The 13,608-nt window shown below is 61.1% G+C and carries 12 protein-coding genes; 6 read left to right on the top strand and 6 right to left on the bottom strand.

All coding sequences use genetic code 11. From position 1 onward, the window contains the following. Positions 1-13 precede the first annotated feature (13 nt). The 6 genes from CFBP5499_RS15515 to CFBP5499_RS15490 all read left to right on the top strand — a co-directional run bounded on the left by CFBP5499_RS15515 (position 14) and on the right by CFBP5499_RS15490 (position 7,876). On the top strand, positions 14-775 hold the full coding sequence (locus CFBP5499_RS15515) for a FadR/GntR family transcriptional regulator (RefSeq protein WP_080829985.1): 762 nt from the start codon (positions 14-16) through the stop codon (positions 773-775). Between the two features lie 78 nt (positions 776-853). After that, on the top strand, positions 854-2,362 hold the full coding sequence (locus tag CFBP5499_RS15510; RefSeq protein ID WP_080829986.1) for an ABC transporter substrate-binding protein: 1,509 nt from the start codon (positions 854-856) through the stop codon (positions 2,360-2,362). A 67-nt stretch (positions 2,363-2,429) separates the two neighbouring features. After that, positions 2,430-3,377 (top strand): ABC transporter permease, encoded by a 948-nt coding sequence (locus CFBP5499_RS15505; RefSeq protein ID WP_006311351.1) that lies wholly within the window; start codon positions 2,430-2,432, stop codon positions 3,375-3,377. A gap of 10 nt (positions 3,378-3,387) precedes the next feature. Further along, the gene (locus CFBP5499_RS15500; protein WP_173990819.1) at positions 3,388-4,260 is read left to right on the top strand and encodes an ABC transporter permease; all 873 of its coding nucleotides are present in this window, start codon (positions 3,388-3,390) and stop codon (positions 4,258-4,260) included. A gap of 21 nt (positions 4,261-4,281) precedes the next feature. Beyond that, positions 4,282-6,066: a gamma-glutamyltransferase family protein gene (locus CFBP5499_RS15495; protein ID WP_080829987.1), complete on the top strand. Its 1,785-nt coding sequence runs from the start codon at positions 4,282-4,284 to the stop codon at positions 6,064-6,066. 4 nt (positions 6,067-6,070) lie between these two features. Continuing rightward, positions 6,071-7,876, top strand: a complete 1,806-nt coding sequence (locus tag CFBP5499_RS15490; protein WP_080830252.1) for an ABC transporter ATP-binding protein — start codon at positions 6,071-6,073, stop codon at positions 7,874-7,876. Between the two features lie 42 nt (positions 7,877-7,918). Here CFBP5499_RS15490 and CFBP5499_RS15485 read toward each other — a convergent pair whose 3' ends face one another. From CFBP5499_RS15485 to CFBP5499_RS15460, 6 genes are read right to left on the bottom strand one after another with little or no spacing between them, the layout of a single operon-like run. Continuing rightward, the gene (locus CFBP5499_RS15485; RefSeq protein ID WP_080829988.1) at positions 7,919-8,725 is read right to left on the bottom strand and encodes an inositol monophosphatase family protein; all 807 of its coding nucleotides are present in this window, start codon (positions 8,723-8,725) and stop codon (positions 7,919-7,921) included. After that, on the bottom strand, positions 8,722-9,558 hold the full coding sequence (locus tag CFBP5499_RS15480; RefSeq protein WP_080829989.1) for a glycerophosphodiester phosphodiesterase: 837 nt from the start codon (positions 9,556-9,558) through the stop codon (positions 8,722-8,724). Before CFBP5499_RS15480 ends, CFBP5499_RS15485 begins: the two co-directional genes overlap by 4 nt. 1 nt (position 9,559) lies before the next feature. Further along, positions 9,560-10,594: an ABC transporter ATP-binding protein gene (locus tag CFBP5499_RS15475; protein ID WP_080829990.1), complete on the bottom strand. Its 1,035-nt coding sequence runs from the start codon at positions 10,592-10,594 to the stop codon at positions 9,560-9,562. A gap of 9 nt (positions 10,595-10,603) precedes the next feature. Continuing rightward, positions 10,604-11,428 carry an ABC transporter permease gene (locus CFBP5499_RS15470; protein ID WP_080829991.1) on the bottom strand — a complete coding sequence of 275 codons (825 nt, stop codon included), beginning with the start codon at positions 11,426-11,428 and terminating at the stop codon, positions 10,604-10,606. Position 11,429: 1 nt separating this feature from the next. Beyond that, entirely contained in the window at positions 11,430-12,314 is an 885-nt protein-coding gene (locus CFBP5499_RS15465; RefSeq protein WP_080829992.1) for an ABC transporter permease, read from the bottom strand. Next, positions 12,311-13,462: an extracellular solute-binding protein gene (locus tag CFBP5499_RS15460; protein WP_080829993.1), complete on the bottom strand. Its 1,152-nt coding sequence runs from the start codon at positions 13,460-13,462 to the stop codon at positions 12,311-12,313. The genes CFBP5499_RS15465 and CFBP5499_RS15460 overlap by 4 nt, the downstream gene beginning before the upstream one ends. Positions 13,463-13,608: the final 146 nt, after the last annotated feature.

The following is a 13,608-nucleotide window of genomic DNA, read 5'->3' as shown; positions in this document are numbered from 1 at the left end:
TAAATGGTGCGACGTGACGGTAAACCCTAACGACAACTCCAATTACGCTCTGGCGAAGCTGCGTGAATATATTCAGACGCAGGATCTTACGAAAGACGGCCGCCTGCCCACGGAGCGGGCTTTTGCGGAGACTTTTAATGTCGGTCGCCGTTCGATCCGCCGTGCTCTCGAGGTTCTGGAAGCTGAGGGCCTGATCTGGCGCCGGCAGGGGGCCGGGACCTTTGTGGGTGAAAAACCCGACGATTGGTCCGCTCAAGTCACCGAATTGGTTGCCGGCACCGATTTCATGGAAATCATGGAGGTGCGTCTGCGCATCGAACCGCAGCTGGCGCAGCTTGCGGCCATGCGCGCCAAGCCCGCCGAGGTGGAGCGCATGCGCGCCCTTGTTGAGAAGACCGGGCAGAGCACGGATGCCGATGCCAAGGAATTGTGGGATGGTTCGCTCCACCGCCAGATCGCCCAGAGCGCCGGCAACAAGCTCTTTCTGTCGATCTTCGATGTCGTCAACCGCATCCGCCAGGACGATGCGTGGCAGTCGATCCGCGAGCTCGCCCGGCGCAGCGGCACGAACGGCAGGGCGTCTTTCGAACAGCATATGGCCATTGTCGAAGCTATCGCCGACCGCGATCCGGCGCGCGCCGGTGAAGCCATGCGCCAGCATCTTCTCATGCATCAGGAAAGGCTGATCCGCGCCACCTCGCTCGGCTTTCTGGAGGAGAGCGCCGGGGAGGGCAATGCGGCCGAGGCCGATAATTCGCTGACCGAGGCCTCCTGAGGCCACGGATGAAAACTGTCGTCCCGGAAGGGGCGGCCAATGACAAAAAGTCAAAATAACCAGACCAGAGGAACGAACATGAAGAAAATCCAGACACTCACCGCCGCGCTTTTGGCGAGCGCATTCCTGGCCGCACCGGCGCTATCGTCCGAATTGCGCATCGGCCTTAACGATGACGCCGATGTGCTCGACCCCGCGCAATCGCGCACCTTCGTTGGCCGTATCGTCTACACCGCCATGTGCGACAAGCTCGTGGATATCTCGCAGGACATGAAGATCGTGCCGCAGCTTGCCACCGAATGGGCCTGGTCCGAGGGCGGCAAGGTGCTGACCATGAAAATCCGTGATGGTGTCAAATTCCACGACGGTGAGACGCTGGATGCGGCTGCAGTCGTCGCGACCATCGAGCGCAACATGACGCTGCCGGAATCCCGCCGCAAGAGTGAGCTGTCCTCTGTCGAGAAGATTGAGGCGACGGGACCGCTGGAAGTCAAGTTCACACTGAAGACACCTGACGTTACCCTGCTGGCGCAGCTTTCCGACCGCGCCGGCATGATCGTCGCGCCGAAGGCGGCCAAGGAACTGGGCGCGAATTTCGGCTCCAAGCCGGTCTGCGCCGGGCCTTTCAAATTCGTCGAGCGCATCCAGCAGGACCGTATCGTGCTCGAAAAATTCGCGGACTATTGGGACAAGGACAAAATCCTTGTCGATAAAATCGTCTATCTGCCGATCCCGGATACGACCGTAAAGCTCGCAAACCTTCGTGCCGGTGACCTCGATATCGCCGAGCGCATTTCGGCGTCAGATGCGGAATCCGTCAAGAACGACCCCAAGCTGACCTATGCCGATGTGATCGGGCCGGGTTACATGGCGATGTATGTCAACATCAACAATGGCGCGCGCGCCGACAATCCGCTCGGCAAGGACAAGCGCCTGCGCCAGGCCTTCTCCTACGCGATCGACCGCGAGGCGATTGGCCAGATCGTCTTCGAGGGTACGTCCAAGGCCGGCAATCAGGCTTTCCCGCCGACAAGCCCCTGGTTCAACCAGAACTTGGCCGTGCCGCCGCGCGATATCGACAAGGCCAAGCAGCTGATGAAAGAGGCGGGTTACGAGACGCTCGATGTCGAGCTTCAGCACGCCAATAATACCACGCAGACGCAGATGATGCAGGTCATCCAATCGATGGTGGCGGAAGCCGGTTTCAATGTCACCCTGAAGGCGACGGAATTTGCGACGCTTCTTTCCGAGCAAACCGCCGGCAACTACCAGCTCAGCCGTTCCGACTGGTCGGGGCGTATCGATCCCGACGGCAACCTGCACCAGTTCGTCACCTGCAAGGGCGGCATCAACGATGTGAAATATTGCAACCCTGAAGTCGACAAACTGCTGAACGAGGCGCGCGCCTCTACCGAAGATGCAGTGCGCAAGGAAAAATACGATGCCGCAAGCGTCATCCTCAACGATGACATGCCGATCATCTATCTCGGCCACCAGCCCTATGCCTATGCCATTTCCAACAAGGTCAAGGGATGGGCGCCTTCGCCTGATGGTATGATCCGCCTTCTCGGCGTTTCCAAGGACTGATCGCTTCGAACAGGCCGCACGGCTTGCCGTGCGGCCGCCAAGACCGGACCCAAACGGGGGCAATGCCATGCCTGTTTATATCGGCAAGCGACTTCTAGTCGCGATCCCGACGCTTCTGATCATTTCCATCTTCGTTTTCTCCCTGCAAAAACTTCTTCCCGGCGATCCGGTGCTTGCCATGGCGGGCGAGGAGCGTGATCCCGCGACGATTGAATTCCTGCGCGAGAAATATCGCCTCAACGATCCCGTGCCGCTGCAATATCTCAACTGGCTCGGCGGTGTCGTTACCGGCGATTTCGGCATTTCGCTGCGCACCAACCAGCCGGTGCTGGAACTGATTGGCCAGAAGCTGCCGGTCACCATCCAGCTGGCTGTCATGGCGATGTTCTTCGCCATGGTCATCGGTATTCCGATCGGCATTTTAGCCGCCGTCAAGAAGAATACCTGGATCGACTATACGGCCAATATCGTGGCGTTGTCCGGCCTGTCGATCCCGAATTTCTGGCTCGGTATCATGCTCATCCTCTTGGTGTCGGTGAAACTGGGTTGGCTGCCGGCATCCGGTTATGAATCGATCTTCGTCGATCCTGTCCGTTCCATCGAAACCATGATCATGCCTGCCTTCGTGCTGGGCAATGCGCTTGCGGCAACGCTGATGCGCCATACACGCTCGGCGATGGTGGCGGTTTTGAGTTCCGATTATATCCGCACCGCCCGCGCCAAGGGGCTTTCGCCTCGCGAGATCATCCTGTCGCACAGTTTCCGCAATGCGCTTCTGCCCGTCATCACGCTTTTGGCGCTGCTTTTCGGCGAATTGCTGGCCGGCGCGGTTCTGACGGAGCAGATATTCACCATCCCCGGCTTCGGCAAGATGACGGTCGATGCCGTCTTCACTCGGGATTATGCCGTCGTGCAGGGCATCGTGCTCTGCACCGCAGTTGGTTTCATTCTCATGAACCTTCTGGCCGATATTGCCTATGTCCTGCTCAACCCCCGCCTCAGGGCGACGATCTGAGGCTGAAATCATGACCGTTCTCGATCAAAACCTCTCCGTCCCAGCGACACGGCAGGAAAGCCGCGCCTGGAAGAAAATGAAGCGCAACAAGTCGGCGCTTGTCGGCTTGGTCATCGTGCTGTTTTTCGCCGTGCTTGCCATGGCCGCGCCGATCCTGCCGATTGCCGATCCGGTTGCGACCAGTTGGTCGGCCATCCGCAAGGCGCCGTCGGCGGCCCACTGGCTCGGCACGGATGATCTCGGCCGCGATATTCTCTCGCGCATGATCTATGGCGCGCGCGCCTCGCTGATGGCGGGCGTCGTCTCCGTGATGATCGCGGTGGTCATCGGCGTACCCTTCGGGCTGATTGCCGGTTATTTCGGTGGCTGGGTGGATATGGTCATCTCCCGCATCACCGAAGCGCTGCTCGCCATGCCCTTCCTGATCATGGCAATCGCGCTCGCCGCCTTCCTCGGCCCGAGCCTTACTAATGCCATGATTGCCATCGGCCTTTCCGCCATGCCGATCTTCGTGCGGCTGACGCGCGGGCAGGTGCTGGCCGTTAAGATGGAGGATTATGTCGAAGGCGCAAGGTCCATCGGCCTCAACCACATCGATATCATGACCCGCTACATCCTGCCGAATGTCTTTGCCCCGATCATCGTGCAGGCGACGCTGACGGTGGCGACCGCCATTATCGCAGAGGCGAGCCTTTCCTTCCTCGGTCTTGGCCAGCAAGCGCCGGCGCCCTCATGGGGTTCGATGCTGAACACCGCGAAGAATTTCCTCAGCCAGGCGCCGTGGATGACGATGTGGCCCGGCATCGCCATCTTCCTCGTTGTCATCGGTTTCAATCTTTTGGGCGACGGCCTGCGCGACGCGCTCGATCCGCGCGAAGCATGATCTTTTATAAGGAATATCGGAATGACTGAATTCACCACTCGCCCCGAAATCCTCGGCACCTTTGGCGTCGTCACCTCAACGCACTGGATCGCCTCGGCGGTTGGCATGGCGATCCTCGAAAAGGGCGGCAATGCTTTTGACGCTGCTGTGGCCACCGGTTTCGTTCTGCAGATCGTCGAGCCGCATCTGTGCGGCCCGGGCGGGGATATGCCCGCCGTGTTTTATTCCAAGCAGAAGGACAAGGTCGAAGTAATCTGCGCGCAGGGTCCGGCCCCGAGCGGCGCGACCATCGAGCACTATACGTCGGAAGGGCTGAAACTGATCCCCGGCGACGGGCTGTTGGCAACCGTTATTCCCGGCGCCTTCGATGGCTGGATGCTGATGTTGCGCGACTATGGCACGATGAGCGTGCGCGACGTGCTGGAACCCGCCATCTATTACGCCGAGCATGGGCATCCAACGCTGCCGCGTGTCTCCGCCACCATCAAGGGTCTGGCGGAATTCTTTGAGAAGGAATGGCCGACATCCCATGAGACATGGCTGCCCGGCGGTGCCGCACCTGAGCCCCACGCCAATTTCAGGAACCCGGTTCTCGCTGCGACCTATCAGCGGATCATCACCGAATCCGAAGCGCGCACCGGCCGTGAGTACCAGATCGAGGCGGCCCGCGATGCCTTCTATCGGGGTTTCGTAGCGGAAGCTATCGACAGTTACGTCAAGACGGCGGAAGTGATGGATGCCAGCGGCGCACGGCACAAGGGCGTGCTGACGGCGCAGGATATGGCCGGGTGGAGCGCGACCGTCGAAGCGCCGCAGACGCTCGACTATCACGACTGGACGATTGCCAAGACGCCCGCCTGGGGGCAGGGTCCGGTTCTCCTGCAATCGCTCGCACTTCTGAAGGGCTTCGATATTGCGGCCATGGACCCGTCCGGTCCCGATTTCATCCACACCATCGTTGAAGCCATGAAGCTCGCCTTTGCCGACCGCGAGGTCTACTACGGCGACCCTGAATTTGGCCAGATACCCACTGAATATCTTCTCTCTGAAGGCTATAATGCCGGACGCCGCGCGCTGATCGGCAGCGAGGCCTCGCTGGAGCTGCGGCCCGGCACGGTGCCGGGTTACGAAAAGCAGGTGGACGCCACCATGGCGATGCTGGCCGAGATGAGCGGCAAGGGCACCGTCTATGAGCCAACCATGTCGCATCTGACCGAAAAGCGCGGTGACACCGTGCATATCGATGTCATCGACCGCTGGGGCAACATGGTCTCCACCACGCCTTCGGGCGGCTGGCTGCAATCCTCGCCCATCGTGCCGGGGCTCGGCTTTGCGCTCAATTCCCGCGCCCAGATGTTCTGGTTGAAGGAAGGCCTGCCGACCTCGCTTGCGCCGGGCAAACGCCCGCGCACGACGCTGACGCCATCGCTTGCGCTGCATGAGGGGCGTCCTTCCATGGTGTTCGGCACGCCCGGCGGCGATCAGCAGGATCAGTGGCAGTTGCCCTTCTTCCTGCGTTATGCGCATCACGGCAAGAACCTGCAGGCGGCCATCGACATGCCTTTGTTCCACACCTCGCATTTTCCGGGCTCGTTTTATCCGCGCACCAGTTCGCCGGGCGAAATCATGGTGGAAGGCACGGTTGGTGAAGCGACACTCGAGGCGCTTCGTAGTCGCGGCCACCGGGTCACGGTCGCCGATGCCTGGTCAGTCGGGCGTCTGACGGCGGCGCGGCGGGACGCGGACGGCCTGCTGCGCGCCGCCGCGACCCCGCGGCTGATGCAGGCCTATGCGGTGGGGCGTTGACACCATGGAGATAAAACCCGTCCTTTCCGTCCGTAACCTCACCACGTCCTTTCTCGTTGACGACGAATGGAAGAGCGTCGTGCGCGATGTCTCCTTCGATGTCGCGCCCGGCGAAACCGTCGCGATTGTCGGCGAATCCGGTTCGGGAAAATCCGTGACCTCGCTGTCGCTCATGCGCCTGCTTAGCCCGGCGTCCAGCCGGATCGAAGGGGAAGTGCTGCTGAACGGGCGCAATCTGCTGGCGCTTTCCGAAAGAGAGATGCGCGGGGTGCGCGGCAACGATATATCGATGATCTTTCAGGAGCCGATGACCTCGCTCAATCCGATCTTCACCATCGGCCGCCAGATTTCGGAAGTCCTCATCCGCCACAAGGGGCTTTCAAAGCCGGAGGCGCGGGCGGAGACTGTGCGGCTTCTAGAAAAGGTTCGCATCCCCAACGCGGCCAGTCGTTTTGACGAATATCCGCACCAGTTTTCCGGCGGCATGCGCCAGCGGGTGATGATCGCCATGGCGCTGGCCTCGCGACCGAAGCTGCTCATCGCCGACGAGCCGACGACGGCACTCGACGTCACCATTCAGGGCCAGATCCTCGATCTCATCAAGCTGCTGCAGGAAGAGGAGGGCATGTCGGTTCTCTTCATCACCCACGACATGGGTGTGGTGGCCGAAATCGCCGACCGAACGATCGTGATGTATCGCGGTGACGCGGTCGAGACGGGAGCGACCGAAGACATATTCCGGCGGGGCAAGCATCCCTATACGCGGGCGCTGCTCTCGGCGGTGCCGAGGCTCGGTTCGATGCGCGACCGGCAATGGCCGACACGGTTTCCGGTGTTCGACATGAAAACCGGGCAGTCTACGCAAGCCGAGGAGGTGGCCGAGACGGTCGCAAGCGGGCAGACGCCGGTTTTGTCGGTGAAAAACCTCGTGACGCGTTTTCCCATCCGCTCCGGTCTTTGGGCGCGCCAGACGGGTGCGGTCCATGCCGTCGAAAACGTCTCCTTCGATCTCTTCCAGGGCGAAACGCTGTCGCTGGTGGGCGAATCCGGCTGCGGCAAATCCACAACCGGCCGCTCGATCATGCGGCTCGTTGAGCCGTCGTCCGGTGAGGTGTCGCTCGATGGTTACGATGTCATGCGGCTCGATACGATCGGTCTGCGCACCATGCGCAAATCCGTGCAGATGATCTTTCAGGACCCGTTTTCGTCGCTCAATCCACGCATGACGGTGGGTACGGCAATTTCCGAACCCTTCATCAAGCACAAGCTGGGCAGCAGCAGGCAGGCGAAGGAAAAGACCGCTGATCTCCTGGAAAAGGTTGGTCTGTCGGCCGATATGGCCAGCCGTTACCCGCATGAATTTTCCGGCGGCCAGCGCCAGCGCATCGCCATTGCGCGTGCGCTTGCCCTTGATCCGAAGGTCATCGTTGCCGATGAAAGCGTTTCGGCGCTTGATGTGTCCATCAAGGCGCAGGTCTGCAACCTGCTGCTCGACCTACAGCAAAGCCTCAATCTGGCCTTCCTGTTCATCTCCCATGATATGGCGGTCGTCGAACGCGTCAGCCACCGTGTTGCGGTGATGTATCTCGGCGAGATCGTGGAAATCGGCCCGCGTGCCGCCGTCTTCGACAATCCGCAGCATGCCTATACGAAAAAGCTGATGTCGGCGGTGCCGGATCCGGCAAGGCGTGGGGTGAGACGCGGCATATCCAATGACGAGCTGAAGAGCCCGATACGGGCAATGGGATATGAAACACCGACGCGAAACTACAGGACTGTGTCGCCCGGCCACCTGGTGCAGGTGGCCTGAAACGACTGCTGCAGCCTGGATGTTCTGGAGAAAAAACCTTTATCAGGAGTTCTTCGGCGGAACGCCACGCAGGTGTTCCATGAGATAGGCGTGGGTCGCGGCATTGGCGACGATCAGCGTACCGCTCTTCTCATAGAACTCCGATCCGCGGCCCCACCAGTCGGTCACGATGCCACCCGCCTCCTGAACCAGCAGGATGCCGGCGGCGGTGTCGACAAATCCTGTTTCCTCGTAATAACCCGTGAGCCGCCCGCAGGCGACATAGGCGCAGGAATTGGCGGCGCTGCCGACAACACGGACTGCGCCGATGGGTGCGCGGATGAAGTCGAGGCGCTGATAGGCGCCTGGGTAAAGCTGGAGATTGGGCGTCGGCAGGCCGGTGCCGACACACATCAGGGCGACATCCGTGCTACTGTTGACCCGCAGGCGCTCGCCGTTCAGATAGGCACCGTCTCCCTTGATTGTGGCAAACATCTCGTCGGAGACGGGATTATAGACCAGTCCGCATATGGTCTCATTGCCGCGGCGCAGGGCAATGGTGATGGTGTAATGCTGGCCGAAGAGGAAATTGGTCGTGCCGTCGATCGGGTCCACCAGCCAGCGATGATCCTGATCCGCGCCCTCGACGGGTGCGAATTCCTCGCCGGTCAGCCCCCATGGATATTGGCCGAGCAGGCGCTCGCGGATCAGCGTCTCGGAACCCCTGTCCGCATCGGAAACGAAGTCTCCCGGTCCCTTGACGCCGATCTCGATGTCGCGAAAGCGTTTGAAGTGGTCGAGCGTCAATGCGCCGGCCTCGCGGGCGGTGGCGACCATATGGTCGAGGATTCTGCTGTAATTGACTGTCATCGGCTGAAAACCTCTGCGAGCCCTTCCGGGTCATCGGTGGTGATCTGGTCGACCTTCAGCCTCAGGAGCCGCTCGACCCAATCGGTGGATTGCGGCGTCACCCTGTTGATCGTCCAGGCATCGACGCGGCGGCCTGCAGCATGGATCGGTGCGATGATATCGACACCGGCATCCTCGGCGGCAAGCACGATTTCATAGGCGAGGTAGATCATGCCCGCATCAGGCGCGGTGGCGAGGGCGCTTTCGATGAAATGCAGATAATGTCGGCTCGCCTGTAGTTCGGCAAGTGTGCCGCGATGGCAGGGATCATAGCCGGTGCGCAGGCCGGGTGCTGATCCCGCCAGCTGGGCGATGGCGTCGAAATCACCACCCGAAAGGATCACCGAACCTGAGATCGGCGAAACGCTGACCCCGAAGCCGGTGACGATCTGCGGGGTAAGCGCCTGTCGGTCTTCCTTGAAATCGAGTTGCAGCAAGGCGTCGGGGTGTACGGTTTCGCTGGCGAGAAGAGCGCTGAGGTCTTCAAGCAGCATCACCTTCGCGTCGATCGGCAGGCCTTCATTGTCGCGCAGGTGAAGTTGGCGCAGCGTGGCTGCGGAGGTGTCGCGTACCCTGCCTGTGCCGGTGGTCTCCCGCTCCAGCGTCCGGTCATGCAGCACGGCACAACCATGATCGGCATGAATGACGAGATCGACTTCAATGCTTGCGCCAAGCCGCATCGCCTCGATGATACGTTCCCCGGTGAAAACAGGGTCGGTGGCGCGGCGGCGGGCGCGATGCCATTTGAGCCAGGTCCTGTGGCCATCGCGTTCGATGAAGATCGGCGGGTTCATGTCAGCTCCGGTGGATTGGGCGATTATCGCGATAAAGGGTGACGGCGCGGGGCGTGATCCGCACCCCTTGCCCGGCCCGGAAGAGATCCGGATGAGCGACCATGGATTTGATCCTTGTCCCATCGGCAAGGTCGAGATCGACAAGGCCATGGGTGCCATAATCCGTCACCCGGTGCACATGCGCGTCAGGTGTTTCGGATGTCGCGAGATCGATTGCTTCCGGGCGAATGGCGAGGGTGGCCGGCCCATCGGAAACCGCAAGCGGAAAAGTAAAGCCGGCGCGCATGAAGCTACCGACCGAAACCGCGCCCTCGATCAGGTTCATGGTGCCGATGAAGCCGGCGACGAACGGGGTCTGCGGTTCGCGATAGATGATATTGGGCCGGCCGATCTGTTCGGTCTTGCCGTTCGCCATGACGACGATGCGGTCTGCCATGGAAAGCGCCTCGTCCTGACCGTGGGTGACGAACAGCGTGGTGATGCCGAGACGCTGCTGGATATCCCGAACCTCTTCCCGCAGCCGCTCGCGCAGATGCTGGTCGAGACTGGCGAAGGGTTCGTCGAGCAGGAGGATTTTCGGTTCGAGAACCAGCGAGCGGGCGAGCGCCACGCGCTGCTGCTGGCCGCCCGAAAGCTGGCTGGTGGCGCGCTCGCCATAACCCGAGAGCCCGACGAGTTCGAGCACTGCCTCTACTTTCTCTTTGATCACGGCAGCGGGAATGCGGCGCAACTTCAGGCCGAAAGCGAGGTTCTGGAAAACATTCATGTGGCTCCAGAGCGCGTGGCTCTGGAACACCATACCGGTCGGCCGCCGCTCCGGCGGCAGATGGGTGACGTCTTCGCCGTCGATGGTGATCTGCCCGCCGGTCGGCTGCTCGAACCCGCCAACCATGCGCAGCAGCGTCGATTTGCCCGAACCGGAAGGGCCGAGAAGGCAGACGAGTTCGCCATCGGCGACATCGAGCGAGAAACTGTCGACTGCCTTGGTGCCGCCGGCGAAGGTTTTCGTGACTTGGCGGATGTGAAGTACGGACATGCTGATTTCCTAACCGCCGAAACCGCGGGCGAAGGCACCGCCACCGATGACGCGGCGGGCGAAGATGAGGGCAATGAAGGACGGCACCCAGAGCAGGACGGAGAGGACCGCGCCATACTGGATGACCATCTGGTTGTTGATGTAGCTGATCATCAGCACCGGCATGGTACGGATGCCCGGTGCGCCGATGAGCCATGCGCCTTCGGTCTCGTAAAAAGTGCTGACGAAGCTCAAAAGCACGGCGGCGGCAATGGTTGGTCCCGCCTGCGGCAGGGTCACTGACCAGAAGACCCGGAGCGGGCTGGCGCCGACATCGCGGGCCGCCTCTTCCATGCGCCGGTCGACGGCCTGGAAGGCGGCGACCGGAATCCAGATCATGAACATCAGCGTGCCGACGAGCTGGATCAGGACAACGCCCCAGAAGGTGCCGATGAGGTTAAGCTGCAGGAAAATGGCGGCAATCGCCACCAGCAGTCCGAATTTCGGAAAGGCATGGCCGGCCAGGAAGGAGAAGAACAAGAGATTGCGGCCCGGAAAGCTCATCCGCGCAAAGGCATAGGCGGCGGGAAGGCAGATCACGGCTGAAAGCAGGGTCACCACTGTGGTCAGTTGCAGGCTCAGCATCAGGGCATTCCACACATCGGCGCGCCCCAGTGTCTGGCCCCAGAAACGGAAACCGAATTGTTGCGGGATCACGTTGGGGAAACGCCAGACCTCGGTGAAAGCCCAGGTGCCGACAACGAGCAGAGGCCCGACGATGACGACAGTGAGAAGGGTGGCGAAGATGATGCCGGGCCAGTCCATGCGTTGCCGCGTCCGTGTCAGGGTCGTCATGTCATTTCCCCTGGTTGCGCGCGACGGAGCGCACGTAGAACAGGCCGAACGCGATGCAGAAGCCAAAAGCGATGACGGCCTGGGTCATGGCGCCGACGGGATCCTGCACGTCGCGCAGCGTGCGCTGCATGAAGGGGCCGAGCATTTCGGGAGATGCGGGGCCGAGGAGATAGGGCAGGGTGAAGGAGGAAAAAATGCCGAGCACCGAAAAGGAAAGCGCAACGAGAATGGAGTTGGAAATGCGCGGCAGGATGATATGCCGGAAGACCTGAAGGGCATTGGCTCCCACGTCGCGCGCAGCCTCCACCGACTGGTTGGCGACGCTGCCGAGGCCCGCGAGCAGGATGAGCACGGTCAGCGGAATATTGTCCCAGACAAGACCGATCACCGGTCCCCAAGGCGTGAGATAGGGCGTGCGGATCTTCGGCAGATTGACTGCATTGAGCAATATATCCACCATGCCGTTCGGGCCCAGAACGCGGATGAAGGCGAAGGCGAGGATGATGGAAGGCACGAACATCGGAAAGATGGCCAGCGCCTGCACATAGGCCGGAAGACGGCCCTGCGAAAAGCGAAGATAAAGTGCGATCGGCAGGCAGATCACCAGCAGGAGCGCCGCGCAGACGAGCGTGGTCCAGAGCGTCACGGCAAGATTGTCGAGGCTGTAGCGATCCGAGAAGAAGAAAACATAGCTCGACAGATCGAAGCGTGTTTGACCTTCGGCATCCGTGCGCCAGACGGTGCGGCCGATGGCGTTGATGGCCGGCCAGATCACAAGCCAGATCATCAGGAAAACGGGAATGGCCACGAGCAGGAGGCCCACTGGCCTCCTGCCTGCCGTATTGTCGATGAGCGGGCGAACCGCTCCTTCTGCAACCTCGGTCACGCTTTGCGGTCGACGTTCGGAGCGACGTGACGATACCAGCCATCATTGATGGCGGTTTCCCATTTGCCGCCCGGGAAGGTCGGAATGGTCTGCGGGATGATATCGGCGAAGCGCTTACGCAGGTCAGCCGACACATAGTCCCAGGAAACGCCGGGAAAGCCGCCGAGTTCGGTGAGGATGGCACCCTGAATTTCTTCCGACAGCACGAAGTTCGCGAGCTTGAGGGCGGCGTCGCGATTGGCGCCGTTCGCCAGTACCACGGCGCGCGAGAAATCGCCGCAAAGCGCCAGATCCTGGAGTTGGACGAGGCCGGTTTCCTTCGGCAGAACACCCTGATCGATGGCCTTCAGCACCTGATCGGACCAGACCGGGGTCATGGTGACGACGCCCTGGGAGAGAAGCTGCAGGGATTGAGTATTGCCGGAGGAATAGGCGCCCTTGTCATAAAGCGACGGGGCGATGTCGGTCAGTAGCGCCCATGCCTTGCCCAGAGCCTTGTCGCTGGCTTCCTGGGTGTAGTTGTCGACCGTGAAGGCCTTTGGATCGAGACCGTTGGCCTGATGGATGGCGCGGCGAACGAAGTTACCGCCGGAACCGCCCTTGTCGGGACGGTTATAAACGAACTGGCCTGGATTGGCCTTGATCCAGGTGACGAGTTCATCCCAGGTCTTCGGCGCATCCGCCGGCTTCAGCTTGCTGGTGTCATAGGCAAGCAGAACCTGGCTGCCGCGATAGGGCAGACTGTATTCGCTGCGGATGGCGAGCGGGTTGACGCGCGAATAGTTAGAAAGGCCGGCTTTCGCCATGTTCACATAGATACCGGCGTCGATGGCGCCGGCGGGCAGCAGCGGATCGGCGGTTTCGAAATAATCAGCCTGCGGATCGGTGCCCGTCTGTTTTGCGGCAATGGCGCGCTCACCGATGGCGATGACACCTGCACCGTCGCCGGCATCGACGAGATTGAGCTTCAGGCCGGGATTGGCGGCTTCGAAAGCGGGCTTGATGGTGTTGGACCAGAAGTCGAGGATATTGGTATCCGAACTGGTGTACCAGTCGATCGTGCCCGGAGCGGCAAAGCTCATGCGGGGCGCAAGGGCGAGACCGGCGGCGGCGCCTGCGGCGGACATCATAAAGGTGCGGCGTTTCATCTATGTCTCCGATATTTCGGCGCGAGTGGAACTGCGAAGCGCTGACCCCTCTAACGATGGGAAAGGCGCTGCCCGATCGTTGCAAGTGGTGCATTTTCTGGACGGGCTGGCGGCGGTTCTAATGGCTTTCCTTAACGCTTTCGTGA

This window comes from Agrobacterium tumefaciens (assembly GCF_005221325.1).
In the GTDB taxonomy this organism is placed as follows: Bacteria; Pseudomonadota; Alphaproteobacteria; order Rhizobiales; family Rhizobiaceae; genus Agrobacterium.
The sequence above is the reverse complement of the archived record's forward strand: the minus strand, read 5'-3'. Positions and strand labels throughout refer to the sequence as shown.